The organism is Enterobacter sp. fkY84-1 (assembly GCF_052974705.1).
In genome coordinates, this window is record NZ_CP169393.1 from 2,960,875 (window position 1) to 2,985,268 (window position 24,394).

Here is a 24,394-nt window from a genome sequence, read left to right on the forward strand (position 1 = left end):
TGGAGGGCGAAGGTCATGGCGCAAAACAGCGCGTTATCAACGCTGAAAGATCTGGCTGAAAAAGAAGTTGATGATGCCGCATTGCAGCTTGGAGCAATGCGACGCGGGTGCCAGCAGGCTGAAGAACAGTTGAAGATGTTAATCGACTATCAGCATGAATATCGCACCAACCTCAATACCGATATGACACAGGGCATTGGAAGCCAGCGCTGGATTAACTATCAGCAGTTTATCCAGACGCTGGAGAAGGCGATAGATCAGCATCGCCAGCAGCTTCACCAGTGGACCCAGAAAGTCGATACCGCGCTGAATTTCTGGCGCGAGAAGAAGCAGCGACTGCAGGCCTGGCAGACCTTACAGGACCGACAGATTGCGGCAACGACCCTGGCGGAAAACCGTCTGGATCAGAAAAAAATGGATGAGTTTGCCCAGCGCGCATCAATGAGGAAACCGGAATGATCACACTGCAACAACTGCTGATGAGCGACAGCGACCTGTCAGGCGGTACGCAGACGGGGAAAGGCACCGACGGTGCACAGGACTTTCTCGCGCTGCTCGCGGGCGCCCTGTCGGACGCGACGGGCAAGGGCAAAGATGCGCCACTGACCCTGGCTGACCTGAAAGCCGCCGGCAGCAAGCTGTCCCACGTTGCTCAGGACGCCAAAGGGGATACCACCCTGCAGGCCAAAATTGCCGACCTGCTCTCGCGCCAAACCGCGCTGAATGGCGATGAAACGGCGCCCGTCACCTCGCTTGATACGCTGGTTTCCGGACTGGTGCCGCTGTCTAAAGGTGACGCACTGAAGACGATCAATGCCGCGAACAGCAAAGATGACGGTAAAAGCGAGCTGAGCGAAGAGGAGCTGGCCGGATTGAGCGCCCTGATGGCGATGCTGCCGCACCAGCAAACTACCGCCTCTCGCGTAGCTGGCAGTGACGGCGTTTCCGCCACCGCAACGCTGAGTACAGCGGCGCTTGCGCAAAACGGCGCGGGCCAACCGTCCCTGAACGCGCTTCCGGGAAGCCATGATAAAGCGCAGAGTGCTGCGCCTTATCAGAGCCAGACGAAAAACAGCGACCCGGCCCTGTCGGGCAACGCGCAGGCGACGCCGGTCGTGGTCGCAACCGCAGAGAAGCAGGAGCTCGCCAGCGCCTCCTCTTCATCATCGCCGACGGCTACCCTGGCACCGATTATGTCCAGCCATGCAACCAGTCAGACGGCCGCCACCGTTGCTCCCGCGCCGGTGTTAAGCCAGCCTCTGGGCACGCATGAATGGCAGCAGTCCCTGAGCCAGCACATCACTCTGTTCACCAAACAGGGCCAGCAGACGGCCGAGCTGCGTCTGCACCCGGAAGATCTGGGTCAGGTACAAATTTCGCTTAAGCTTGATGATAACCAGGCGCAGTTGCAGATGGTCTCTGCGCACAGCCATGTCCGCGCGGCGCTGGAAGCCGCGCTGCCGGTACTGCGAACCTCGCTGGCAGAAAACGGCATTCAGCTTGCGCAGAGCAGCGTCAGCAGCGAGAGCTTTGCCGGGCAGCAGCAGTCCTCATCCCAGCAGCAGCACCAGGCTTCGCGTTCCGGCAACACCGGCGGTTTTAATGAAGAGAGCGATGAACTACTGCCCGTTCCTGCCGCCCTGCAATCCGCCGCGCGCGGTAACAGTGCCGTAGACATCTTCGCCTAAACGCCAGAGGTAGCGTGATTATCCCCGTCTTTTCCACGCTTTGACGACAGCAGGACACGGGATAATCACCTTATTAAGCTGTACCGAAACAGGAAGCTCGTATCAGATGACTGACTCCGCTATCACCAAAAAAAGTAAGCGTTCCATCTGGATCCCGCTGCTGGTGTTGATCACGCTCGCCGCCTGCGCTACCGCGGGCTATAGTTACTGGCGTATGCAGCAGGAACCTTCGACCGCTGCGGCCAAAGCCGAACCTGCACCGCCACCGGCGCCGGTATTTTTCCCTCTGGACACCTTCACCGTGAATCTCGGTGACGCGGATCGTGTGCTGTACGTCGGTATTACGCTGCGCCTGAAGGATGAAGCCACGCGCGCGCGTCTGAATGATTATCTTCCGGAGGTGCGTAGCCGCCTTCTGCTGCTGTTCTCTCGTCAGGACGCTTCGGCGCTGGCCACCGATGTGGGTAAGCAAAAGCTGGTCGACGCCATTAAACAAACGCTGGCGACCCCGCTGGTAAACGGCCAACCTAAGCAGGAAGTCACTGACGTTCTGTATACAGCCTTCATTCTGCGGTAACGACATGGGCGACAGTATTCTTTCTCAGGCAGAAATCGATGCGCTGCTCAACGGCGACAGCGATAAAAGTGATGATCCGCAACCGGGTATCGGCGGCGATAGCGATATTCGTCCCTATGACCCGAATACCCAGCGTCGCGTGGTACGTGAACGTCTGCAGGCGCTGGAGATCATTAACGAACGTTTTGCACGTCAGTTCCGTATGGGGCTGTTTAACCTGCTGCGTCGTAGCCCGGATATCACGGTCGGTGCGATCCGCATTCAGCCGTATCATGAGTTTGCCCGCAACCTGCCGGTGCCAACCAACCTTAACCTGATTCATCTGAAGCCGCTGCGCGGTACCGGTCTGGTGGTGTTTTCCCCAAGCCTGGTGTTCATTGCGGTGGATAACCTGTTCGGCGGCGACGGGCGTTTCCCGACCAAAGTAGAAGGTCGTGAATTCACCCACACCGAACAGCGCGTCATTAACCGCATGCTGAAGCTGGCGCTGGAGTCCTACAGCGACGCGTGGAAAGCGATTAACCCGCTGGAAGTGGAGTACGTCCGTTCTGAGATGCAGGTGAAATTTACCAATATCACCACCTCCCCGAACGATATCGTCGTTAACACCCCGTTCCACGTGGAGATCGGTAACCTGACCGGCGAGTTCAACATCTGCCTGCCGTTCAGCATGATCGAACCGCTGCGCGAGCTGCTGGTTAACCCGCCGCTGGAGAACTCCCGCAACGAAGACCAGAACTGGCGTGAAAACCTGGTCCGCCAGGTCCAGCATTCGCAGCTTGAGCTGGTGGCGAGCTTCGCCGATATCCCGCTGCGGTTATCTCAGATCCTGAAATTACAACCCGGTGATGTTTTGCCGATAGAAAAACCCGACCGCATTATTGCCCATGTGGATGGTGTCCCCGTGCTGACAAGCCAGTACGGCACGATTAACGGTCAGTATGCGTTACGCGTTGAGCACTTGATCAACCCGATTTTGAATTCGCTGAATGAGGAACAGCCCAAATGAGTGACATGAACAATCCGTCCGATGAAAACAGCGGAGCACTGGACGATCTGTGGGCTGACGCGTTAAACGAGCAAAAAGCGACCCCGGCCAAAAGCGCAGCGGATGCCGTATTCCAGCAGCTCGGCGGCGGTGACGTCAGCGGCACGCTGCAGGACATCGACCTGATTATGGATATCCCGGTTAAGCTGACCGTTGAACTGGGACGCACCCGTATGACCATTAAAGAGCTGCTGCGCCTGACGCAGGGTTCCGTGGTGGCCCTTGACGGCCTGGCCGGTGAGCCGCTGGATATTCTGATCAACGGCTATCTGATTGCTCAGGGTGAAGTGGTGGTGGTAGCCGATAAATACGGCGTACGTATCACCGACATCATTACCCCGTCTGAACGTATGCGTCGTCTGAGCCGTTAAGCATGAAAACCCAGGCAACACTATCGCAACCTTCTGCCGTTCCCAGCTCACCTCTGCTCCAGGTGAGCGGGGCGTTGTTCGGTATTATTGCCTTTATTCTTATCGCCGCCTGGCTGGCGAAGCGCTTTGGCCTGGCGGGGAAAACCGCCGGTGCCCGCGGGCTGAAGGTCAGCGCCAGCACCACGCTGGGGCCGCGTGAACGCGTGGTCATCGTCGAGGTGGACGATGCGCGCCTGGTCCTGGGCGTCACGGCGTCAAACATCAGCGTGTTACATAAACTGCCCCCCGCCCCTGTTGTGGTGGACGAGCGTGCAGAGGCCCCTGCGGATTTCCAGTCCGTGATGAAGAGTTTGCTTAAGCGTTCCGGGAGATCCTGATGCGCCGTTTGTTATCCCTGACGCTTGCGGGCGTTGGCCTGTTTGCTCCCGCGGTCTATGCGCAACTGCCCGGTCTGGTTTCTACCCCGCTCGCGGGCGGCGGCCAAAGCTGGTCGCTTCCGGTTCAGACGCTGGTGTTCATCACCTCGCTGACGTTTATTCCGGCTATCCTGCTGATGATGACCAGCTTCACCCGCATCATCATCGTTTTTGGTCTGCTGCGAAACGCGCTCGGCACCCCTTCCGCTCCGCCAAACCAGGTTCTGCTCGGGCTGGCGCTGTTTTTGACCTTTTTCATTATGTCGCCGGTGATCGATAAGATTTACACCGACGCCTACCAGCCGTTCAGCGAAGATAAAATCTCCATGCAGGAGGCGCTGGATAAAGGCGCGCAGCCGCTGCGGGAATTTATGCTGCGCCAGACGCGTGAAGCCGACCTGGCCCTCTTTGCCCGCCTGTCCAACACCGGCGAGCTGCAGGGACCGGAAGCGGTACCCATGCGTATTCTGCTGCCCGCCTATGTGACCAGCGAGCTGAAAACCGCATTCCAGATTGGCTTTACCATCTTTATTCCGTTCCTGATTATCGACCTGGTGATCGCCAGCGTCCTGATGGCGCTCGGGATGATGATGGTGCCGCCCGCGACCATCGCCCTGCCCTTTAAGATCATGCTCTTTGTACTGGTCGACGGCTGGCAGCTGCTGGTCAGCTCGCTGGCGCAGAGTTTCTACAGTTAAGGAACGGCAATGACACCCGAATCGGTCATGATGATGGGCACGGAGGCGATGAAAATCGCGATTGCCGTTGCCGCGCCGCTGCTGCTTGTCGCGCTGGTTACCGGTCTGATTATCAGTATTCTCCAGGCCGCCACGCAGATTAACGAAATGACGCTGTCATTCATCCCGAAAATCATCGCCGTGTTCGTGGCGATTATCGTGGCCGGGCCGTGGATGCTGAACCTGCTGCTGGACTATATGCGCAACCTGTTTACCAACCTGCCGTACATCATCGGCTGACCTGACGATGCTGCACTTCACCAGCGACCAGTGGGTTCAGTGGCTCGGCGTCTATTTCTGGCCGATGCTGCGCATCATGGCGCTGATCTCCACCGCCCCCATTCTCAGCGAGAAATCGATCCCCAAGCGTGTCAAAGTGGGGCTGGGCATCATCATCTCCATTATCGTCGCCCCGTCTCTTCCGCCGGTGGATATTCCGATCTTCTCGGCGAATGCGGTATGGGTGGCCCTGCAGCAGGTGATGATTGGCGTCGCCGTTGGCTTTACCATGCAGCTCGCCTTTGCCGCGGTGCGTACCGCGGGGGAACTGATTGGCCTGCAGATGGGGCTATCGTTCGCCACGTTTGTTGACCCTGGCAGTCATCTCAACATGCCCGTGCTGGCGCGCATTATCGATCTGCTCGCCATGCTGCTGTTCCTGTCGTTCAACGGCCATCTGTGGCTTATCTCCATGCTGGTGGACACGTTCCATACGCTGCCGATTGGCGAAAATCCGGTGAACAGCAATGCGTTTCTGGCCCTCACCCGCGCGGCGGGGCTGATCTTCCTCAACGGGCTGATGCTGGCGCTGCCGATCATCACCCTGCTGCTGACCGTCAACCTGGCGTTAGGTTTACTCAACCGAATGGCACCGCAGCTTTCGGTGTTTGTCATTGGTTTTCCGCTGACGCTGACGGTCGGAATTTTATTAATGTCATTACTGATGCCACTTATCGCTCCCTTCTGTGAACATTTATTCGGCGAGATATTCAACCTGTTAGCGGATATTGTCAGCGAACTGCCACGTAAATAATAGCCCGCACTGTTGTTACTGTCTTTCTGAGGATATTCCTAAAATAAAACGCGAAAAACATCTTCCAGGATATATCTGACGCGGTTTAATTGTTTCTAACCACCTCACAATACTTAATATTTACTTTACTTTAAGAAGATTCCTGGCAAATTATACGTAACTTTACGGGATAGTGAGTCCGCCTGAAAGTCTTTGTCATGCTCACAGGTTTATTATTTTTTTCCATCCCGTATGGCTGTTTTGAGCTCTCAGGCAGATGGTGAATTATCGTTACGCATTGAGTGAGGGTATGCCATGTCAACGATCATTATGGATTTATGCAGCTACACCCGGCTAGGGTTAACCGGGTACCTGGCAAGCAGAGGGGTAAGAAAGAGAGACATCAACGATGCACACACCGTTGACGAACTCGCAGCCGCTTGTGACGAACTAAAACCAGGCGTGGTGTTTATTAATGAGGACTGTTTCATTCACGATCCAGCCAACAGTCAGCACATTAAGCAAATCATTAATCAGCATCCAAAAACCCTGTTTATTGTTTTTATGGCGATCGCGAATATCCATTTCGATGAGTATTTGTTGGTCCGTAAAAATTTATTGATCAGTTCTAAATCGATTAAACCCGAGTCGCTGGATGACATTTTGGGTGATTATTTGAATAAAGAAGTTAAAAATGTAGGAGCGGTTAACTTACCCACCCTATCATTAAGCAGGACTGAATCAAGTATGCTGCGAATGTGGATGGCGGGACAAGGAACTATTCAGATCTCCGACCAGATGAATATTAAAGCGAAAACCGTTTCATCACACAAAGGAAATATTAAACGGAAAATTAAAACGCATAATAAGCAAGTGATCTACCACGTGGTACGCCTGACCGATAATGTGACGAACGGGATTTTCGTCAACATGCGTTAGTCGCTTAAGAAAAGACCCTGTGCACCCTACCTTTGATCTCTGGCCTGGCCAGAGATTTTTGCTTTTACAGCGGGTGTCGGGCACGCAATGTGCTACCCGACGCCGTGCTAGTCTGCTTTCTCTACAAAAATCCCGTCCGGATGCCCCAGTTCGTTAAAAAACCAAATGCCGAGCGGGTAGTCTTCCAGTGATACCAGGTACATTGTACCTTCGCTAAACTCTTCAATTGCCAGCACCACACCCGGGCGGCGCGGCCCACCGTCCGTTTTAACGGTTACCCGATCGTTGACCTTCATACATTCCTCCTCTGGTTTTGAGCCAGTGTAGAACAAAACGCAAAAACGCACATCGCCGCCCGGCGTGAATGGCGTTTTTATGCACAGGCTATACTTAACCCTGGACACGTTTGCAGGTTGAAAGAGGAGTCCCGCAATGAAGACCGATAAAGAGTACAGCGATACCATCAAGCGCGAAGTCGAGGTGGATGTCGATGCCCTGCTGGCCGCCATCAATGAGATCAGCGAGTCAGAAGTCCGCCGCTCGGACGACAATTCGGACCGCGTCATTGTCAACGGAAGGGATTATCACACCTATCGCGAGCTGGCAGAGGCCTTCGAGCTCGATATTCACGACTTTAGCGTGTCGGAAGCCAATCGTTAGGGCGAAAAAAATCCCGGTCATGGGGATGACCGGGATCAAAACTTGCTTATGCAAGAAGCACTTGAAAATTCGTTACACCAGGAAATCTGATGTACATGCCACACTATCCCCAACGAATTTGTCTGACAAGCATATATTCTTAGGATGAATATAATATTTTTAACATAATGCTTTTGGTTATGAGCAATAACATACGCCGAATGCGGGTTTGCCAGGGAATACTCTCACTTCTCCGGTTAACAATTCGGATATTTTTTAGGAATTTTCTTAGAGCGAAACGCATCCGTCACCGGGAGTCACTATGCCTTCACTGCGGGATACCTTGCTGATTTTTTCCGACCTGGATGGCTCGTTGCTGGATATTCATACCTATGACTGGCAACCCGCCATGCCCTGGCTGGACAGGCTGCAGGATAACCAGATTCCGATCATTCTCTGCAGCAGCAAAACCGCGGCAGAGATGCTGGATATTCAGCAGGATCTGGGGCTGGAAGGCCTGCCGTTTATTGCCGAGAACGGCGCGGTGATTCAGCCTGACGTGCGCTGGGACAATATCCAGCGTCAGATTAGAGGGATGACGCACCGGGATATTCGTCCGCGGATCGAGCAGATTCGCCTGCAGACGGGCTTTAAATTCACCACCTTTGACGATGTGGATGAGCACGTTATTAGCGAGTGGACCGGACTGACGCGCTACCGTTCGACGCTTGCCCGCAAGCACGAAGCCTCCGTCACGCTGATCTGGCGCGATACCGACGAGAACTTGCTTCAGTTTGAAGAGGAACTGGCGCACAGCGGCCTGCAATGCCTGCAGGGGGCGCGCTTCTGGCATATTCTGGACGCCCGCTGCGGTAAAGACGTGGCGGTTAGCTGGCTGATTGAACGGTATCGCGAGCAGGAAGACATAGAACCCACCACGCTAGGGCTCGGCGACGGTCCCAACGATGCGCCGCTGCTCGACAGCATGGACTTCGCGGTGGTGATCAAGGGGATTAACCGCCAGGGCATCACGCTACGGGACGATAACCCCGCGCGGGTCTATCACACCCAACAGCCCGGGCCTGCGGGCTGGCAGGAGGGGCTGGATCATTTCCTGTCCTGATCCCGCCACACGACCCGGTTACGCCCGCTCTGCTTGGCCTGATACAGCCGGGCATCCGCCACGGACTGCAGCTGTTCAAAATCGTAATTGCCCGTTTCATCCGCGCTGCTGACGCCCAGTGACGCGCTGATGCGCAGGGTTGTGCTCTTCTTCACCAGGATCTCCTTACTGTTGATTCGGCAACGAATGCGTTCGGCGACGCCTCTCGCCTCCTCCAGACCAAGACCGGGAAGGACCACACAAAACTCTTCGCCACCGACGCGTCCGGCCACGTCATTCTTGCGTAACGCGCTGGCAATCACGCCTGCCGTATGGGAAAGCACCTTATCACCGGCCTGATGGCCGAAACGGTCGTTGATGTTTTTAAAATAGTCGAGATCGATCTGAATCACCGAGAACGGCAGCGACTGCTGACGACAGGTTTCCGCCAGCAATTTTGCGCGGTCGAACAGCGCGCCGCGATTATTCAATCGGGTCAGCGGATCGTGCCAGGCCTGCCACTGGAGCGAGTGCTGAAGCGTATACATGTTACTCACCATCCGACGGATCACCAGCCACGAGATCAACAGCATAGCGGTAAAGAGCGCCCACAGCAGCGCCAGCACAATGCTGATACTGCCGAAGTCGTCCTGCACCCCTTCGTGCAGGGTGTGGATCCGCAGGACGACGCCATCGAAATGATCGAGCCGCTCCCAGGTGATAAACCGGCTCCCGAGGCGGATACCGCCGCCGGTATCGTGCTCAATCGCCTGGGCAATCTGCGCCGTTTCGCGTTCGTCAAACTGGTTAACCGGGCTTCCCGCGTGGGCTGAGGTAGCAATCATATTAAGCCGGGTATCGTACAGCTGATACTCCCCCTCCGTCCGGTCTTCCGTCGCGTCGGTCAGCAAACGCTGCATCGTGTCTAATGTAAAATCCATCGCCACGACGCCGTACCAGTAATGATCGAAATAGATGGGAACGCTGGCGGTGATCGTGCGTTCATCCCCGGTCCAGGATGAAGGCGTGGAGATAAACCAGCGCACGGCGCGGGCGCGGTTGTTACGTTCTGACTGCTGGGTAAACCAGAACTGGGTGACCAGATTATAATAGCGGGCGGTAATATCACCCGCCCGATCCGGCGTATCCGTGGAAAGGAAAAATCCGGCGCGGGAGACGTAGATCACCCGCGCTTCCGTTTGCGCTCTCGATGACGCCAGCCTGAGCAGATACCCCACTTCGAGCGCGGCAGAAATTTCATGACTGATGCGCTCAGCGTCCCGGTTCAGAAGCGTGGTTTTATCCACGAACGCATCCGAGACCCCGTTGATGGGAAGGGTGCGCTTTTTATCAACGACGAGCTGCCAGGTGGGGAGCATGCGGACGGTGTTAAAGCGTGACACCGCGTCCTGTAGGACATCAAAGGCCAGCGGCGTCTCGATTGCATCATGCATGCCCTGGCGAAATAACAGCATCCTGTCGACGCTGTTCTGTAACTGCCTGTCCAGCGAACTGGCCACCGTATCCAGATGGTTGCGCTGGCTGGAGATGTACGCCTCTTCCAGCACCACCACCTCACGCCAGGTCAGGAGCGTGGAAAACACCAGAACGATCAGAAAACAGAGATTAACAATCCGCCCCGGATTGCTACGCTTATGCAGCCATTGCAAAAAAGTTTGTCTTACAACAAAGGTATCGCGCTGCACACACACTCCCTGATTACTGCTCTATACCCGAAACCTGAGATAAAAACGCCCGGCAAAGCCGGGCGTTATGTGATTAAGCCTTGTCCCGTTTGTGCTGCCCGTCCCCCGGCTGAAGCTCATCTTCACGGAATGCTTCCCGCTTGATGCTATAGCCATCGTGCCACCGGCATTCCACCATTCCGCTGGAATACCCGGTTACGATCATACGTGGGCCGCCCTTTTTAGGCTTAACTTCATCACTGACCAAAAAGACCATACCTGCCTCCTGTATCAGGGTGAAACTGTTTCAATTTAGACGAGGAATGGTCTTTTTGCATCCTGCCGACGGTAACAATTAGTGCGACGTGCCGCGAATTTTCTCAACCAGCTTCACCGCCGCAACGACGATAGCGCCAATGATAAAGCCCAGCACCAGGTTCAGCAGCGTGGGCAGAATCGCCGCGATAACGGCCCCCTGCGTGGAGGAGAAATGTTCGATGGCATGGTGCAGCGGCGCGATGCCGTGAACCACAATTCCGCCGCCTACGAGGAACATCGCCAGCGTGCCCACCACCGACAAGCTCTTCATCAGCCAGGGCGCCAGCACCAGCAGGCTTTTGCCGATGCCTCTTGCCACCGCGCTCGACTTTTCTTCCAGCCAGTAGCCAATATCGTCCAGCTTGACGATCAGTCCCACCAGACCGTACACGCCCACGGTGACCAGAATCGCGATGCCGGAGAGGATCAGGACCTGATTCAGGAGCGGCGCGTCAGAGACAATGCCCAGCGTAATCGCGACGATTTCCGCAGACAGGATAAAGTCGGTCCGAATGGCGCCTTTGACCTTATCGCGCTCGAAGGTTTTCGGATCCTGCGCGGCCAGCGCTTCAAGACGCTGCTGGCGCACCTCCGGCGTATCGCTCTGCTTGCGCGCGCTAAAGGAGTGGAGCACCTTCTCCACGCCCTCGAAGCAGAGAAATGCCCCACCGATCATCAGTAACGGCGTGATGGCCCAGGGGATAAAGGCGCTGATCAGCAACGCCAGCGGCACCAGGATCACCTTATTCAGGAAGGAGCCTTTCGCCACGCCCCACACCACCGGCAGTTCACGGTTTGCCCTCACCCCACTCACCTGCTGCGCGTTAAGCGATAAATCATCACCCAGCACGCCTGCGGTTTTCTTCGCCGCCAGTTTCCCCATCACTGAAATGTCGTCCAGTAGGGTGGCTATATCATCCAGCAATGTTAATAAGCTACTTCCTGCCAAAATCTTAATCCTTCATTTTTTGGTAATTAAGTGAATAGTATGGAGCAAAAGCGCAAACCCGGAAACAGGCACCTTACGTCAACAAAAAATTCACATCAGCTACACAATTAAAGGGCTCGCCAGCGCGATAGTTTTCGCGTTTACTATCAGCGACCTTTTTATTTCGTCGTGAGGGATTATGCGTTTCCGGCAATTGCTACCGCTCATCGGGGCACTCTTTTCGCTGTACATCATCTGGGGCTCAACCTACTTTGTCATTCGCATCGGCGTGGAAAGCTGGCCGCCGCTGATGATGGCGGGCATCCGCTTCCTTTCGGCGGGTATCCTGCTGCTGGCCTTCCTGATGCTGCGCGGGCATAAGCTTCCCCCGCTGCGCCCGATGCTGAATGCCGCCCTGATCGGCCTGCTGCTGCTGGCAGTGGGGAACGGGTTTGTGACGATTGCCGAGCACCAGAACGTCCCGTCCGGGATCGCCGCCGTGGTCGTTGCCACCGTACCGCTGTTTACCCTCTGCTTCAGCCGTCTTTTCGGCATCCGCACCCGCAAGCTGGAATGGCTGGGGATTGGGATTGGGCTGGCCGGCATTGTTCTGCTCAACAGCGGCGGCAACCTGAGCGGGAATCCGTGGGGCGCGGTGATTATCCTGATCGGCTCGATGAGCTGGGCGTTCGGCTCCGTCTACGGGTCGCGTATCGAACTGCCGACCGGCATGATGGCCGGTGCGATTGAGATGCTCGCCGCGGGGATTGTCCTGCTTCTGGCCTCCACCCTGACGGGAGAAAAGCTGACCGCGCTGCCGGACCTGTCGGGCTTTCTCGCGGTAGGCTACCTGGCGCTGTTTGGCTCTATCATCGCCATTAACGCCTATATGTTCCTGATCCGCAACGTCTCACCGGCGGTCGCCACCAGCTACGCCTACGTTAATCCGGTCGTGGCCGTGCTGCTCGGGACAGGACTGGGAGGAGAAACGCTCTCGCCTGTGGAATGGATTGCTTTAGGGATCATCGTGTTTGCCGTCGTACTGGTCACGCTGGGCAAATATTTGCTGCCGGCAAAACCGGTGGTCACGCCTTGTGAGGTGGAGAAACCGTAAGCAGGTGAATACCCTGCGTGTCGATCTGCGCGGTCTGACCGCCGCCGCAGATCCACTCTTCCAGCCGTTCGCGCAGATCGGTATCGTTCAGCTTTAGTCTGCCTCTCAGCGCACACTCCCAGACGATCAGCACCCGCCAGCCCTGCGCAATAAGCATTGAGAGATCCCGTTTGTCACGCTCGACGTTTTTACCAATCTTATCCAGCCAGAAATCGGTGCGCGTCGCGGGGACTTTAAACAGGTAGCAGTCGTGATGGTGCCAGAAGCAGCCGTGAGTAAAGATGATGCACTGCCAGGCGTCGAGGACGAAATCGGGACGACCCGCCAGGGCGGGATCCTGCACGCGAAAGTCAAACCCTGCCTGCGTCAGCAGCGCGGCCAGGCGCTTTTCAATGGCGGTGTCACGCGTGCCGATGGCACGCATGTTTTTACTGCGCGTGGCCTTATCGTGAACGTCCGTCATTGACGGCCTCACTCTGGCGTAGCGCCACCGCCTGTCTGATGCGCGGAGCCAGCAGTTTTGCGACAGCCGCAAACGCGGGAACGACGACCGAGTTACCAAACTGGCGGTACGCCTGGGTGTCTGAAACCGGAATGCGGAAACCGTAGCCTTGCGGCGTTTCAAAGCCCATCAACCGGGCGCATTCCCGCGGCGTTAAGCGCCGTGGGCGATGACGCTGGTTGTGCGGATCGTCGAAATCTTTTTCACCCAGCGCTTTGTCCCAGCCTCTGTCGATCAGGATTTCCGCACCGTCTTTATAGTAGCGAGCAGACAGCGTGCGGGTGACGCTGTGCGGATCGTTCGGGTTGACCATCCCAAAACCGAAGCCGTTGCCTTTCGCCTGATGCTTCTTGGCATAGCGGTAAAGGTATTTCCACAGCACCGGGGTAAGGATAAATTTCGCGTCGACGACCGGTTCCAGCAGGTCGGCCACGGTAGGACGGCGCTCGGGATACAGAGAAGGAATATCCCGCAGGGTGAAATCCCCTTTCAGATTGAGATCGCGGCGGAAGCCCACCAGCACGATACGTTCGCGATGCTGGGGCAGGAAATGTTTCCCATCAATGATTTTAGGATCGTCCGCGCCCATGTCCTCTGAATCGGCCACGTCATAACCCAGCTCATCCAGCGTTTGCATGATAATGCGGAAGGTTTTCCCGCCGTCGTGGCTTTTTAAGTTTTTGACGTTTTCCAGTACAAAAATGGCCGGACGACGGGCGTCAATAATGCGCGCCACGTCAAAAAACAGCGTTCCCTGCGTATCGCAGGCGAAACCGTGGGCGCGTCCGAGGGCATTCTTCTTGGAGACGCCGGCCAGCGAAAAAGGCTGGCACGGGAAGCCGGCCAGCAGCACGTCATGCGCGGGGATCGTCTGACGAATATGCTCGGCGGCCTGCTCATCGCTCACGCCGCTTTTATGGCTCAGGGTGACATCGCGAATATCGGCGTTGAAATGATGCTCGTGCGGGTCGCAGTACCAGTTGGCCTTATAGGTCCGCACGGCGTGCTTGTTCCACTCGCTGGTAAATACGCACTGTCCGCCGATAGCTTCAAAACCGTGCCGAATACCGCCGATACCGGCAAACAGATCGATAAACCGGAAGGCATAGTTCGGGTGCGCGGCAGAAGGACGCGGAAGCAGGTTTTGCAGATAACGAAACTCGCTTTCACTCAGGCGACGCCCTGCTCGCTCGCTGGTCAGCAGACGTTTAAGGATCGCCGGGCTCCAGTGGCTTTCGCCGTGCGCCACCAGCAGACTGGCCAGCGTTTTAGCATCATAGATATCCAACAGCTGGCGCAGTAAGGCCTGCACCGTTGCCGTTGATTTCTCAGCCTGCGCGGGCGCGGGCTCTTTCACTGCTCGATTTTCCTGCATTCTTTTAACCGGAGAGTAAAGACTGGGAACAGATTACCACAGTTCAGTTGCGCAAACTGCGACGGAAGCGGCTCAGCATCTGGCTATCCAGCCCGAGGCAGTCGCCGTGTAATTCGGCGCTGAGTTTCGCCATAAACTGGATCAGGAAATCGGCATTGTGACGTGCCAGTTCGCGGCCCATTTCCGTCTGCATTGTATCAGGCAAACGCAGCAGCTTGGTCTGAAAATGGTCGAGGGCAAACGCGCGGTCGTCGAGGGGACGCGCATCGGCAAAGGGATCGTCCGCGTCAAATAGCGGCACGCCCAGTGCGCCCGAGACGGCAAAAACGCGCGCCAGGCCGATAGCGCCTAACGCTTCCAGCCGGTCAGCGTCCTGCACAATTTTGGCTTCTATACTTTGCGGCGCAATGCCGGCGCTGAAGCTGTGCGCCTCAATCGCGTGCGCGACGGCGGCAATATGCTCGGGCGGAAAGTCCGGGAAGTCGCGGCGCAGTATCTCGCTCGTCTTGCGAGCAGCGAGCCGTGACGACTGGCTGCGTTCAGGATGGTTCTTCGGCAGGCTGACAATATCGTGAAAATAGCAGGCGGTCAGAATCACCCGCGGCTCGGCCGTGTGGTGAACCATGATTTTTTGCGCCGTCATCCACACCCGACGAAAATGCGAAATATCATGTGCGGTATCGTCGTTCTGGTGATTTTCCTTGAGCCAGCGCTCAAAGCCATGCTGCCACCGGGCCAGTTCCATCATCATGTCCTGTTGTTTAAAAGAAGGAGAATTATAACATAGCCAAATTAAATGAATTTAAAAATAGCGCTGCGAAATATTTAATAATAATTACTCCTTATAAATCCACCCCAATAATTCACAAGAAAAATAAAGAGATTAATAGAAATAATTTGAAATATTTCATCGAATTTAATTACATTTATTTTTGAAACTAAATCACAAGCCATAGAATAGTATCGAGCCTGTAATTACGGAGGGTGATTACATATATTCATATAAATTATCTTTAAAGGGAATATATAATGAAAAGAAAAGTTCTGGCATTTCTGGTACCCGCGTTATTAATGGCAGGCGCAGCGAATGCGGCTGAAATGTATAACAAAAATGGCAACAAAGTTGACCTGTACGGTAAGGTTGACGCGCGTCATACCTTCTCTGACAACCCTGGTGATGATGGCGATGAAACCTATGTACAGGTTGGTTTCAAAGGCGAAACCCAGATTACTCGCGATCTGGTCGGTTACGGTCAGTGGGAATATAAAACGTTCGCTAACGATACCGAAGGCGCGGGTGACAAATCCTTTAACCGTCTGGCCTACGCTGGCCTGAAATATGGCGAATACGGTTCATTTGATTATGGCCGTAATTACGGCGTCGTGTACGACGTTGAAGCCTGGACCGATATGCTGCCGGTATTTGGCGGTGATTCTTACACCTGGACCGATAACTTTATGAATGGCCGTGCCAACGGTCTGGCAACCTACCGTAATAGCGATTTCTTCGGTCTGGTTGAGGGTCTGAATTTCGCGCTGCAGTATCAGGGTGCGAATGAATATCAGTTTGCTCAAGAAGACCAGGAAGGCACGAAAAACGGTCATAAAGACGTACGCTTCCAGAACGGCGACGGCTTCGGTATGTCTACCTCCTATGACTTCTCTGGCGATCTCTCCGGCCTGAGCCTGGGTGCGGCGTACTCTTCTTCTGATCGTACTAATGAGCAGGAAGCGGCAGGCCAATACAACGCGCATTATGCGGGCGGTAAAACAGCTGAAGCGTGGACCCTTGGCGCGAAATACGACGCCAACAACGTCTATCTGGCGATGATGTACGCTGAAACCCGCAACATGACGCCATATGGTGATTATGGTATCGCGGATCAGACTCAGAACTTCGAAGCGGTAGCACAGTACCAGTTCGACTTCGGCCTGCGTCCATCCCTGGCATGGGTTTACTCCAAGGGCAAGGACATGACCTATCCAGGCAACGCCAGCAACCCTCAGGGTCAGCATGGAGACATGGACCTGGTTAACTACATCGACCTGGGTATGACCTACAGCTTCAACAAGAACTTCTCCACCTATGTTGACTACAAAATCAACATGCTGGATAACGATGAAAGCTTCTACGAAGCCAACGGTATTTCCACCGACGACATCGTTGGCGTAGGCATGACCTACCAGTTCTAATCTTTAAAAATACCAAAGGCCGCATCTGCGGCCTTTTTTATTTCTTCGCGGTCTGTGTTATGGCGCTTCCTGCAGCGCCACGCGGATGAACCCGTTATTCTGCGCCAGCAGTTCATGGGCTTTCCATGCATCCAGCCCTGTCAGCACCATCAATACCGCCGTTTTACAGTGATGGTTACAGCTCTCCAGCGCCGCTTTTGCCTCCGCCCGGGAGCATCCCCCCGCTTCCATCACAATGGCGATTTGGCGTTCAGCCCATTTGGTACTGCTTGCCTCGAGATCCACCCGCAGGTTGCTGTAAACGCGCCCGGTTCGAACGGCCAGCCCGGTAGCGATCATCGAGAGGATCATTTTCTGCGCAATCCCCGCTTTGGTGTTGAGATAGCCTGCCACCACATCGGCACCCAGTTCGGGAGCAATAACCATACTCGCCAGCTGCGCGGCTTCACTTTGCGCATCACCGGTAATGACGGCGACCGGCGCCCCCAGCGACCATGCATGGCGCATTGCCCCCCACACCCACGGCGTTTTTCCGCTGACGGTCACGGCCAGCATCATATCGTGTTCACCAAACTTAATGGCCTGCAGATCGGCAACGCCGCGCTCGTAGCTCCCTTCCCCCTCTTGTGCCGTTACGGCCATCACAGGGGTTTTGCCCGGCGCATAGTCATCGGCAACCTGTTGCGCGACGCGGCCAGACGGCCCCGCCCCGACAATGACCAGGCGACCACCGTGATTGAGGGTCGCGGCAGCGTTATCCACCGCGCGGGCAATCACAGGTAAGCTAGGGGTGAGTGCAGCAGAAATGAGTGCATCATCCTGGTGAATGACTTTCAGCATGTCCAGCGTGGACAATCGATCGATATTCATCGTGCTGGCGTGCCGTCTTTCCTTGACCGAACCGGTAAGCAGAATGCTCATAAACAGCCTCCTTATTATGAGTACCCACACACTATAAAGTGTTTTATATAGATGACCTGCGAGGAGGGTCACGAAAAGAGGACCAAATCCACGCCTTTACATGGCTTTAAGAAAAGCGCGTCATCGGCGATAATTACCCCCTTACTTAATCATCGCGGAGTATTGATGAGCGATTTGCAGCCTTTCCTTCCGACGCGCAAGCGCCCCATGAAACTCAATACGCTGGTCACGCTGATGGTATGCGCGATTATCGGCTCAGTGCTGCTGGTGGTCTTTGCGCTCTATTCGGTGCAGATCACCCGCGCCACACGCGATGATGTCAAAGACACCGCGCTCGGCATTGCCCGCACCCTCGCCGACAGCCCCGAGATACAGCGCGGCCTGATGCAGGCGCCGCAGGAGAATATTATTCAGCCCATCGCCCAGGCGGTGACGAAACGAAACGATCTGCTGTTCACCGTGGTCACCGATATGCGCGGGATCCGCTATTCTCACCCGAACGAGGCGCTGCTCGGGCTGCATTTTATCGGCGACGATTTAACGCCCGCGCTGGAAGGCAAAGAGAACGTATCGGTTAACCGGGGCGCGCTCGCCGAAGCGCTGCGCGTATTTACCCCCGTCTACGACGGCCAGCACGAGCAGATTGGCGTGGTAGTGGTCGGTATCTCCCTGAATAAGGTGGAAGAGCAGATTACCCGCGGGCGGCTAAACGCCGTCTGGACCATTTTGTTCAGCATTTTTATGAGTTCGATGGCGATTTGGGGTCTGGTGCGGGTCCTGAAACGCATCCTGTTCGGACTCGAACCCTACGAAATTTCCGCCCTGTTCGAACAACGCCAGGCGATGCTGCAGTCGCTTCGTGAGGGGGTTCTGGCAGTTGATATTCACGGGCGCGTGACGATGATCAATCAGACCGCCAGAGAAATATTGCTTCTCCCGTCCGGCAAGCAGACCGAAAACACCAGCGCCCCCCTGCTGGCCAGTCTGCGTGACGTCTCGAAGACGGGCGTCGCGCGCCAGGATCAGGAGATCAGCTGCAACGGCCGGCTATTGCTGTGCAACATGGTCCCGGTGAAAAGTCAGGATCGGGTGATCGGCGCCATCACCACCTTCCGTGATAAAACGGAAATCAGCCAGCTGATGCAGCGTATTGATGGCATGGTGAATTACGTCGATGCCCTGCGCGCCCATACACACGAGTTTATGAATAAACTGCATGTGATCCTGGGCCTGCTGCACATGAAGCGCTACGACAAGCTGGAAGAGTACATCCTGCAGACGGCGCATCATTACCAGACGGATATCGGTACGATACAGAGCAAGGTAAAATCCCCGGTGGTAGCCGGGTTCCTGCTGGGTAAAATCAACCGGGCGAAAGAAGCGGGCGTCACCCTGACGCTGGCGGATGAAAGCCAGATACCAGATACCGCAAGTGAAGAGCAGGTCGCGGTGCTGATCACCGCGCTGGGCAACCTCATTGAAAACGCGCTCGACGCGATGGAAGGACAGCAGGAAGGTGAGATTGGCCTGCTGCTGCATTATCAGAATGGCTGGCTCAGCTGTGAAGTCAGCGACGATGGCCCCGGCATTGATCCCACTCAGCTGGAGTCTATTTTTACAAAGGGCTTCTCAACAAAAGGTGAAAACCGCGGCGTTGGGCTGTTCCTTGCTCGCCAGCAGATTCAGAACCTTGGCGGCGATATCTCCGTCGAGTCTGAGCCCGGCGTATTTACCCAATTTTTTGTTCACATCCCCTGGGATAGCGAGAGGAAAATCGCGTGATAAATGTGTTAATTGTCGATGATGACGCCATGGTAGCCGACCTCAACCGTCTGTATGTCAACCGTGTTGAAGGCTTTAGCTGCTGCGGCGTCGCCTCCACGCTAAGCCAGGCCGAGGCCATCATTAATAACCCCAGCCAGCCCGTCGATCTGGTGCTGCTGGATGTCTATATGCAGCAGGATAACGGGCTGGATCTGCTGCCCGTGATTCGCGCATCCGGCCGCCCAATCGACGTGATCATGATCTCCTCGGCCGCCGACGCCGCGACGATCCAGACCTCCATCCATTACGGCGTGGTGGATTATCTGATAAAGCCGTTCCAGTTCCCACGCTTTGAAGAGGCGCTGAACGGCTGGAAGGCAAAGCACAGCCTGATGGGGTCGCACCAATATTACGAGCAGGCGGACGTCGACCGGCTGATCCACGGCGGGGCGCCGGAACTGGCGGACAGCAAAAAGCTGCCGAAAGGGTTAACGCCGCAAACGCTGCGCACGATTTGCCAGTGGATTGACGCTCACCCGGAGACGGAGTTTTCCACCGACGATCTGGCAAACGCGGTCAATATTTCCCGCGTGTCCTGCCGCAAATACCTGATCTGGCTGGCGCAAATTAATATTCTGTTCACCAGCATTCACTACGGCGCCACCGGGCGTCCGGTGTATCGCTACCGTCTCCAGCCGGAGCAAACGGGCCTGCTCAAGCAGTACTGTCAGTAACGCGGTAGGTATCATCCAGCAGGGTAAAGCGGAAGTGGTGTGCTGAAGAGAACACCACTTCTTTTGTTTTGGTCACAAAGATGGCCACAATGTCGGGGCGCGCACGCAGCACGGCACAGCCCTTCTCCACGCCCATGCCGTACATCAGCGTGGTCCAGATATCGCCGTCGATGGAATCTTTGGAAATGATGGTCACGCTGTCCAGTTCGTTGTCCAGCGGATATCCGGTGCGCGGATCGAGGATATGGTGATAGCGTTTGCCGTCTTGTTCAAAATAGCGCTCGTACGTTCCCGACGTGACGACGGACACGTTCTCAACGATCATCGTGCCGATCAGCGCATCTCCGGCGAACGGTTTTTTCAGCCCGACGCTCCAGCCCCCTTCCGGCGAGCCTAACGTCTGAATGTTGCCGCCGAGGTTAATCAGCCCCAGCTCCGCGCCCTCTTTATGCAGGTAATCCCGCACCCGGTCGGCGATATAGCCTTTGGCAATCGCCCCCAGATCGATCTCCATCCCCGCTCTGGTCAGAAACACGCTGCTGCTGGCCTCATCAAGAAGAACATCCTCGGGCCGGGTTATCGCCAGCAGCGACGCGATTTCATCGGCAGGCGGAACGCTGTCCCCCTGAAAGCCAATTTTCCAGCGCTTCACCAGCGGACCGATCGCCAGATTAAAGGCGCTCTCCTTAAGCAGGCTTGCCGCTTTTGCACAGCGGATCAGATCAAACACCGGCCGACTGACGGTGACCGGACGCTGGCCCGCCGCATGGTTAATGTCCATCACCTGCGAGTGCGCGCGGTTAACGGTGAGCAGATCTTCGTACTGTTTGATCAGACGAAACACGCGGGACGCGAGGGCTTCGTCATGGGAGAAGAGCTTCAGGAGGATGGGTGACCCCATCAGGACGGCGGAGTAGCTGTAAACGCGATGGCTATCAGGCATGGCAGGAGTCCTCAGAAGTAGCCCCGGCAAGCTCCGCGCCGCCGGGGAAAATGCCGGATAGCGCTGTGCGTATCCGGCCTGGGAAGCAGGTGCCTTACATCTTTTTCGAACGCAGAGCCGCCTGATGTCCTGCAAGGGTACCAAAAATGATGATATCTGCCACTGCGTTACCGCCGATACGGTTGCCGCCGTGGATCCCGCCGACCACTTCACCGGCCGCAAACGCACCTGGCAGCACGTTGTGGTTGCTGTCCAGCACGCAGGTTTCGGTGTTGATGGTCACGCCGCCCATGGTGTGGTGCACGCCCGGTGCAATCTGAATGGCGTAGAATGGCCCTTCATTGATTGGCGCACGCAGCGCGGTGGTACGTCCAAAGTCGTCATCGTGCTGTTTTTCAACGAAACCGTTGTAACGTTCCAGGGTCGCCGGGAAAGCGTGGTAATCCATGCCGAGCGCTTCCGCCAGCGCTTTTGGCGAGCTGGCGCTGGTCACGAAGCCTTTAGCGATGTACTCATCCGCGGCTTTGTTTTTGGCGCGAACATGCTCGTCAAAGACGATGTACGCGTATTTCTCCGGCAGGGCGATGATTGACGCCGAGACTTTATCGCGGGTCGACATTTCGTTGTAGAAGCGTTCCCCTTTCTGATTGACCAGAATCGCCCCGCCGCCGCGGATGGATTCGGAAATCAGGTATGAGGTTTTCTGTTCCACGGTTGGGTGAATTTGAATTTCCCCCATATCCACGGTACCTGCCCCGATACGCTCCAGCAGCGCGATGCCGCCGCCGGTCGCCCCTTTATGGTTGGTGGTAACGAACCCTTCCAGGTCAGGGCGGTATTTCACCACCATCTGGCTGTTAGCGCTGAAGCCGCCGGTGGCGACAATCACGCTTTTCGCTGCCACGGTGAGGGTTTCGTTCTCTTCGGTGGTCAGGCGCACGCCGGTGACTTCACCGTTTTCGAAGAGGATGTCGCTGACGGAGGTATCCAGCATCACCTCGATGTTGCGTTTGTTGACGTTACGCACCAGGCCGCTGATCAGGTAGCCGCCGACCGCTGAGCCGTCTTTTGGACGGTGGGTACGGTCAATGCTCATCCCGCCGGTGGTGGTGATGTCGTTCAGCATGATGCCGCGGGTTGCCAGCCATTCAATCGCCTGCGGCGCGTTCTCAACGAAGCGGTGCAGCAGTTCCGGGTTGTTCTTGTTGCCGCCACCTTTCAGGCTTTCCTGGTAGAACAGCTCTTTGCTGTCCTGAATGCCCTTCACGCGCTGGAAGCGGGTTTCTGCGGCGTTCATCCCGGCAGAGGCTTTAATGGTGTTGCCACCGATGGTTGGCATTTTCTCAACAATCAGCACGCTCGCGCCTTCGTCGTGCGCCTGAATCGCCGCCGCCAGACCGGCGCCGCCGCTGCCGACAACCACCACGTCCACGCTGCGGGTTTCGTTCGGGTCAACGCCCTCTTCCGCGGCCAGCGCTTTGCTGGATTTCAGCATCGCTTTAGAGACCGCTTTCTTCACCGCCTCGCTCTGGCTGGTTGCGCCGGTGATGGCATCCACGTGCGGGGTGTTGGCATCCAGAATGCGAGTGCGGATCTCTTCAAAGCTGGTGACAAACTCAACGTCTTCGCTCGGGCCAGAGGCCAGCTCGATGTCTGCAATGCGGTCAGTTTCCAGACTGACGTTAATCACCAGCTCGTTCGCGTCGTCCTGCACCTTCTCAGTAAACATGCCCGGTTTGAATTTCGATTCGCCCATGCTCATGTCGCGGATCATCGCTTCCACCAGCGAGAAGCGCCACAGCGGCTCAGGAATGTTCAGCGCCTCGCGCTGGGTGCTGTCCATAAACAGCTCCAGGTTTTCCCCGGCCGCGATGCGGTCGGTCCAGTCCGGGTAAGCGATGGTGGCACGGCCAACGGCAATCAGGTCGTAACCGTGGTCCAGCGCTTCATTGGCATCGGCGGCATTCACCACGCCGCCCACGCCCATCACCGGTACCTGAGCCAGCGTTTCAGAACGCATCGCGCAGTATTTTTCGATCAGCGGCGTCGGGTCCTGGGTGTCAACAATGGAAGGACGCAGGGTCGCGCCGACGGAGAAGTGGAGGTAGTCCACGCCGCGAGCCGCCAGTTTTTCCAGCAGATACATGGTGTCTTCAAAGCGGATGCCCGGCACTTCAAGCTCTTCAGGAGAGAAGCGGTAGCCAATAATAAAGGCGTCGTCCGCGTACTGGCGCACCATTTTGTGGGTGATATCCAGTACTGCCAGCGGGAACTTCGCGCGGTTGTCGCGGCTACCGCCCCACTCGTCATCGCGCTGGTTAGAGTTTGGCGAATAGAACTGCTGAATCAGATAGGTGTTTGCCCCGTGGATTTCCACGCCGTCGAAGCCGGCCTGGATGGCGCGGCGCACCGCTTCACCAAACTTGCCGATCATGCCTTCGACTTCTTCGCCAGTCAGTGCCACTGGCGTTGCTGCGCCCTCACGCGGCGCGGCAACAGCGCTTGGGCCAACCGGCGTACGGCCACCGATCAGTTTCGGGTCGACCATGCGGCCGCCGTGGTAGATCTGCAGCAGGGCTTTAGATCCTTTGGATTTGATCGCCTCCGCGATTTTCGCCAGCCCGGCAATTTTCTCGTCATTATCAATCCCGATCGCGCCCGGGAAGGCGAGACCGAGATCGTCGACGAAGCAGCACTCCACAATAATGGTACCGATGCTTCCGGAACGGGCACGATAGTACTCCACCAGTTCGCTGGTGACGGTGCCGTCGTAATAGCCGGTGCAGGTGGTCATAGGGGCCATTAACAAACGGTTTTTCAGTTCAGTGCCATTCGGTAATGTGAAGGGGCTAAGAATACGTTCGTTAGTGCTCATAATTGAAACTCCAAACTTTTTAAAATTAAGAATTCGTTATCGGATTGATTTTTTAGTTCGTCGTTATTTGCCGATGTCATGATATTAATATAATGATTTTTTTAGTTTCTAAAGTTATTACGTTAGTTAAAAAACTATTTAATCCCTGCAATAACACAATTAACACATTGGTGTTAGCGAATGTCATTTAGCCATTCACAATAATTTAAAATTCGTTAAATAATGATTGGTAAAACCACTTCTCCAAACCACTAAAAAAACCAAATAAAACAAACACTTATATAATCAAAGAAAATAAAAATGTTACAAAAATGATAAAATAAACCAATAAAAAAAGGAATACCCACATACGCCAGAGTGGTTATTAATAAAAGCATAAAAATAACGCTGCAATTCTATTTTTTTGATCGCGATCAATAGTTATGGCATCCAAAAGCGCAATATAAAAACATCATCAATTTTTAATTTAGCGCCTCCACAAAAGCGTTAAATTACTATTACCGAAAATACAAA

At 55.5% G+C, this 24,394-nt stretch carries 25 protein-coding genes and 1 pseudogene; 16 read left to right on the forward strand and 10 right to left on the reverse strand.

The features are described from left to right. Nucleotides 1-15: 15 nt before the first annotated feature. The 10 genes and pseudogenes from fliJ to rcsA all read left to right on the forward strand — a co-directional run bounded on the left by fliJ (nucleotide 16) and on the right by rcsA (nucleotide 6,788). On the forward strand, nucleotides 16-459 hold the full coding sequence (gene fliJ / locus ACEPLT_RS14240) for a flagellar export protein FliJ (RefSeq protein ID WP_021241386.1): 444 nt from the start codon (nucleotides 16-18) through the stop codon (nucleotides 457-459). Beyond that, on the forward strand, nucleotides 456-1,688 hold the full coding sequence (gene fliK, locus ACEPLT_RS14245; RefSeq protein WP_232928680.1) for a flagellar hook length control protein FliK: 1,233 nt from the start codon (nucleotides 456-458) through the stop codon (nucleotides 1,686-1,688). The genes fliJ and fliK overlap by 4 nt, the downstream gene beginning before the upstream one ends. A 106-nt stretch (nucleotides 1,689-1,794) precedes the next feature. Next, complete coding sequence (fliL, locus tag ACEPLT_RS14250) at nucleotides 1,795-2,265, forward strand: flagellar basal body-associated protein FliL (RefSeq protein WP_021241388.1); 471 nt, start codon at nucleotides 1,795-1,797, stop codon at nucleotides 2,263-2,265. Between the two features lie 4 nt (nucleotides 2,266-2,269). Next, on the forward strand, nucleotides 2,270-3,274 hold the full coding sequence (gene fliM, locus ACEPLT_RS14255; RefSeq protein WP_008500320.1) for a flagellar motor switch protein FliM: 1,005 nt from the start codon (nucleotides 2,270-2,272) through the stop codon (nucleotides 3,272-3,274). Then, entirely contained in the window at nucleotides 3,271-3,684 is a 414-nt protein-coding gene (gene fliN / locus ACEPLT_RS14260) for a flagellar motor switch protein FliN (protein ID WP_008500318.1), read from the forward strand. The genes fliM and fliN overlap by 4 nt, the downstream gene beginning before the upstream one ends. A gap of 2 nt (nucleotides 3,685-3,686) precedes the next feature. Beyond that, nucleotides 3,687-4,061: a flagellar biosynthetic protein FliO gene (fliO, locus tag ACEPLT_RS14265; protein WP_232928682.1), complete on the forward strand. Its 375-nt coding sequence runs from the start codon at nucleotides 3,687-3,689 to the stop codon at nucleotides 4,059-4,061. Further along, the gene (fliP, locus tag ACEPLT_RS14270; protein ID WP_008500316.1) at nucleotides 4,061-4,798 is read left to right on the forward strand and encodes a flagellar type III secretion system pore protein FliP; all 738 of its coding nucleotides are present in this window, start codon (nucleotides 4,061-4,063) and stop codon (nucleotides 4,796-4,798) included. Before fliO ends, fliP begins: the two co-directional genes overlap by 1 nt. A 9-nt stretch (nucleotides 4,799-4,807) precedes the next feature. Further along, nucleotides 4,808-5,077 carry a flagellar biosynthesis protein FliQ gene (gene fliQ / locus ACEPLT_RS14275; RefSeq protein ID WP_008500315.1) on the forward strand — a complete coding sequence of 90 codons (270 nt, stop codon included), beginning with the start codon at nucleotides 4,808-4,810 and terminating at the stop codon, nucleotides 5,075-5,077. A gap of 7 nt (nucleotides 5,078-5,084) precedes the next feature. After that, nucleotides 5,085-5,877: pseudogene (gene fliR / locus ACEPLT_RS14280) on the forward strand (flagellar biosynthetic protein FliR); the annotation flags it as partial. A 287-nt stretch (nucleotides 5,878-6,164) separates the two neighbouring features. Next, nucleotides 6,165-6,788 (forward strand): transcriptional regulator RcsA, encoded by a 624-nt coding sequence (gene rcsA / locus ACEPLT_RS14285; protein WP_008500313.1) that lies wholly within the window; start codon nucleotides 6,165-6,167, stop codon nucleotides 6,786-6,788. A 107-nt stretch (nucleotides 6,789-6,895) separates the two neighbouring features. Here the strand turns inward: rcsA and dsrB are convergent, their stop codons facing one another. Continuing rightward, nucleotides 6,896-7,084 carry a protein DsrB gene (dsrB, locus tag ACEPLT_RS14290; RefSeq protein WP_008500312.1) on the reverse strand — a complete coding sequence of 63 codons (189 nt, stop codon included), beginning with the start codon at nucleotides 7,082-7,084 and terminating at the stop codon, nucleotides 6,896-6,898. 136 nt (nucleotides 7,085-7,220) lie between these two features. Between dsrB and yodD the strand changes: the two genes are divergently transcribed. Both yodD and ACEPLT_RS14300 read left to right on the forward strand, forming a co-directional pair. Further along, nucleotides 7,221-7,448 (forward strand): YodD family peroxide/acid resistance protein, encoded by a 228-nt coding sequence (gene yodD / locus ACEPLT_RS14295; RefSeq protein WP_008500310.1) that lies wholly within the window; start codon nucleotides 7,221-7,223, stop codon nucleotides 7,446-7,448. Between the two features lie 301 nt (nucleotides 7,449-7,749). Beyond that, nucleotides 7,750-8,550 (forward strand): mannosyl-3-phosphoglycerate phosphatase-related protein, encoded by an 801-nt coding sequence (locus ACEPLT_RS14300; RefSeq protein WP_232928684.1) that lies wholly within the window; start codon nucleotides 7,750-7,752, stop codon nucleotides 8,548-8,550. On the opposite strand, the gene dgcQ is transcribed toward ACEPLT_RS14300, so the two are convergent. The 3 genes from dgcQ to ACEPLT_RS14315 all read right to left on the reverse strand — a co-directional run bounded on the left by dgcQ (nucleotide 8,535) and on the right by ACEPLT_RS14315 (nucleotide 11,481). Further along, the gene (gene dgcQ / locus ACEPLT_RS14305) at nucleotides 8,535-10,235 is read right to left on the reverse strand and encodes a cellulose biosynthesis regulator diguanylate cyclase DgcQ (protein WP_447088271.1); all 1,701 of its coding nucleotides are present in this window, start codon (nucleotides 10,233-10,235) and stop codon (nucleotides 8,535-8,537) included. The genes ACEPLT_RS14300 and dgcQ overlap by 16 nt on opposite strands. A 73-nt stretch (nucleotides 10,236-10,308) precedes the next feature. After that, nucleotides 10,309-10,491 carry a YodC family protein gene (locus ACEPLT_RS14310; RefSeq protein ID WP_008500307.1) on the reverse strand — a complete coding sequence of 61 codons (183 nt, stop codon included), beginning with the start codon at nucleotides 10,489-10,491 and terminating at the stop codon, nucleotides 10,309-10,311. 78 nt (nucleotides 10,492-10,569) lie between these two features. Continuing rightward, nucleotides 10,570-11,481: a DUF808 domain-containing protein gene (locus ACEPLT_RS14315; protein WP_008500306.1), complete on the reverse strand. Its 912-nt coding sequence runs from the start codon at nucleotides 11,479-11,481 to the stop codon at nucleotides 10,570-10,572. A gap of 178 nt (nucleotides 11,482-11,659) precedes the next feature. Here ACEPLT_RS14315 and yedA point away from each other — a divergent pair, with 178 nt between their 5' ends. Then, nucleotides 11,660-12,574 (forward strand): drug/metabolite exporter YedA, encoded by a 915-nt coding sequence (gene yedA / locus ACEPLT_RS14320; RefSeq protein ID WP_021241392.1) that lies wholly within the window; start codon nucleotides 11,660-11,662, stop codon nucleotides 12,572-12,574. Here yedA and ACEPLT_RS14325 read toward each other — a convergent pair. The 3 genes from ACEPLT_RS14325 to ACEPLT_RS14335 all read right to left on the reverse strand — a co-directional run bounded on the left by ACEPLT_RS14325 (nucleotide 12,546) and on the right by ACEPLT_RS14335 (nucleotide 15,196). Then, complete coding sequence (locus tag ACEPLT_RS14325) at nucleotides 12,546-13,037, reverse strand: very short patch repair endonuclease (protein WP_008500303.1); 492 nt, start codon at nucleotides 13,035-13,037, stop codon at nucleotides 12,546-12,548. The two genes, yedA and ACEPLT_RS14325, sit on opposite strands and share 29 nt — an antisense overlap. Beyond that, nucleotides 13,018-14,433 carry a DNA cytosine methyltransferase gene (locus tag ACEPLT_RS14330; protein WP_032652569.1) on the reverse strand — a complete coding sequence of 472 codons (1,416 nt, stop codon included), beginning with the start codon at nucleotides 14,431-14,433 and terminating at the stop codon, nucleotides 13,018-13,020. Before ACEPLT_RS14330 ends, ACEPLT_RS14325 begins: the two co-directional genes overlap by 20 nt. 61 nt (nucleotides 14,434-14,494) lie before the next feature. Continuing rightward, on the reverse strand, nucleotides 14,495-15,196 hold the full coding sequence (locus ACEPLT_RS14335) for a phosphohydrolase (RefSeq protein ID WP_032652571.1): 702 nt from the start codon (nucleotides 15,194-15,196) through the stop codon (nucleotides 14,495-14,497). 284 nt (nucleotides 15,197-15,480) lie between these two features. On the opposite strand from ACEPLT_RS14335, the gene ompC reads away from it, so the two are divergent. Beyond that, a complete protein-coding gene (gene ompC, locus ACEPLT_RS14340; RefSeq protein ID WP_032675128.1) occupies nucleotides 15,481-16,644 on the forward strand; it encodes a porin OmpC in 1,164 nt (387 codons plus the stop codon). 57 nt (nucleotides 16,645-16,701) lie between these two features. Here ompC and ACEPLT_RS14345 read toward each other — a convergent pair whose 3' ends face one another. Further along, the gene (locus ACEPLT_RS14345; protein ID WP_232928686.1) at nucleotides 16,702-17,565 is read right to left on the reverse strand and encodes an N-acetylmuramic acid 6-phosphate etherase; all 864 of its coding nucleotides are present in this window, start codon (nucleotides 17,563-17,565) and stop codon (nucleotides 16,702-16,704) included. Between the two features lie 165 nt (nucleotides 17,566-17,730). On the opposite strand from ACEPLT_RS14345, the gene ACEPLT_RS14350 reads away from it, so the two are divergent. Both ACEPLT_RS14350 and dcuR read left to right on the forward strand, forming a co-directional pair. Then, nucleotides 17,731-19,347: a sensor histidine kinase gene (locus ACEPLT_RS14350; protein WP_032675130.1), complete on the forward strand. Its 1,617-nt coding sequence runs from the start codon at nucleotides 17,731-17,733 to the stop codon at nucleotides 19,345-19,347. Further along, entirely contained in the window at nucleotides 19,344-20,063 is a 720-nt protein-coding gene (dcuR, locus tag ACEPLT_RS14355; RefSeq protein ID WP_008500296.1) for a two-component system response regulator DcuR, read from the forward strand. The genes ACEPLT_RS14350 and dcuR overlap by 4 nt, the downstream gene beginning before the upstream one ends. On the opposite strand, the gene ACEPLT_RS14360 is transcribed toward dcuR, so the two are convergent. Continuing rightward, nucleotides 20,044-21,006: an FAD:protein FMN transferase gene (locus ACEPLT_RS14360; RefSeq protein ID WP_032652579.1), complete on the reverse strand. Its 963-nt coding sequence runs from the start codon at nucleotides 21,004-21,006 to the stop codon at nucleotides 20,044-20,046. The two genes, dcuR and ACEPLT_RS14360, sit on opposite strands and share 20 nt — an antisense overlap. Nucleotides 21,007-21,100: 94 nt before the next feature. Then, entirely contained in the window at nucleotides 21,101-23,881 is a 2,781-nt protein-coding gene (locus tag ACEPLT_RS14365) for a flavocytochrome c (protein WP_232928693.1), read from the reverse strand. Between the last annotated feature and the right edge of the window lie 513 nt (nucleotides 23,882-24,394).

What these genes read in the sequence shown, in the direction of transcription:
- fliM (WP_008500320.1), top strand. Translation starts at nt 2,270, where the DNA reads ATGGGCGACAGTATTCTTTCTCAGGCAGAAATCGATGCGCTGCTCAAC.
- fliQ (WP_008500315.1), top strand. Translation starts at nt 4,808, where the DNA reads ATGACACCCGAATCGGTCATGATGATGGGCACGGAGGCGATGAAAATC.
- ompC (WP_032675128.1), top strand. Translation starts at nt 15,481, where the DNA reads ATGAAAAGAAAAGTTCTGGCATTTCTGGTACCCGCGTTATTAATGGCA.
- ACEPLT_RS14345 (WP_232928686.1), bottom strand. Translation starts at nt 17,565, where the DNA reads ATGAGCATTCTGCTTACCGGTTCGGTCAAGGAAAGACGGCACGCCAGC.
- rcsA (WP_008500313.1), top strand. Translation starts at nt 6,165, where the DNA reads ATGTCAACGATCATTATGGATTTATGCAGCTACACCCGGCTAGGGTTA.
- fliL (WP_021241388.1), top strand. Translation starts at nt 1,795, where the DNA reads ATGACTGACTCCGCTATCACCAAAAAAAGTAAGCGTTCCATCTGGATC.
- dsrB (WP_008500312.1), bottom strand. Translation starts at nt 7,084, where the DNA reads ATGAAGGTCAACGATCGGGTAACCGTTAAAACGGACGGTGGGCCGCGC.
- ACEPLT_RS14335 (WP_032652571.1), bottom strand. Translation starts at nt 15,196, where the DNA reads ATGGAACTGGCCCGGTGGCAGCATGGCTTTGAGCGCTGGCTCAAGGAA.
- ACEPLT_RS14360 (WP_032652579.1), bottom strand. Translation starts at nt 21,006, where the DNA reads ATGCCTGATAGCCATCGCGTTTACAGCTACTCCGCCGTCCTGATGGGG.
- ACEPLT_RS14365 (WP_232928693.1), bottom strand. Translation starts at nt 23,881, where the DNA reads ATGAGCACTAACGAACGTATTCTTAGCCCCTTCACATTACCGAATGGC.
- ACEPLT_RS14350 (WP_032675130.1), top strand. Translation starts at nt 17,731, where the DNA reads ATGAGCGATTTGCAGCCTTTCCTTCCGACGCGCAAGCGCCCCATGAAA.
- ACEPLT_RS14300 (WP_232928684.1), top strand. Translation starts at nt 7,750, where the DNA reads ATGCCTTCACTGCGGGATACCTTGCTGATTTTTTCCGACCTGGATGGC.
- yedA (WP_021241392.1), top strand. Translation starts at nt 11,660, where the DNA reads ATGCGTTTCCGGCAATTGCTACCGCTCATCGGGGCACTCTTTTCGCTG.
- ACEPLT_RS14325 (WP_008500303.1), bottom strand. Translation starts at nt 13,037, where the DNA reads ATGACGGACGTTCACGATAAGGCCACGCGCAGTAAAAACATGCGTGCC.
- fliN (WP_008500318.1), top strand. Translation starts at nt 3,271, where the DNA reads ATGAGTGACATGAACAATCCGTCCGATGAAAACAGCGGAGCACTGGAC.
- fliP (WP_008500316.1), top strand. Translation starts at nt 4,061, where the DNA reads ATGCGCCGTTTGTTATCCCTGACGCTTGCGGGCGTTGGCCTGTTTGCT.
- yodD (WP_008500310.1), top strand. Translation starts at nt 7,221, where the DNA reads ATGAAGACCGATAAAGAGTACAGCGATACCATCAAGCGCGAAGTCGAG.
- fliJ (WP_021241386.1), top strand. Translation starts at nt 16, where the DNA reads ATGGCGCAAAACAGCGCGTTATCAACGCTGAAAGATCTGGCTGAAAAA.
- ACEPLT_RS14310 (WP_008500307.1), bottom strand. Translation starts at nt 10,491, where the DNA reads ATGGTCTTTTTGGTCAGTGATGAAGTTAAGCCTAAAAAGGGCGGCCCA.
- fliO (WP_232928682.1), top strand. Translation starts at nt 3,687, where the DNA reads ATGAAAACCCAGGCAACACTATCGCAACCTTCTGCCGTTCCCAGCTCA.
- fliK (WP_232928680.1), top strand. Translation starts at nt 456, where the DNA reads ATGATCACACTGCAACAACTGCTGATGAGCGACAGCGACCTGTCAGGC.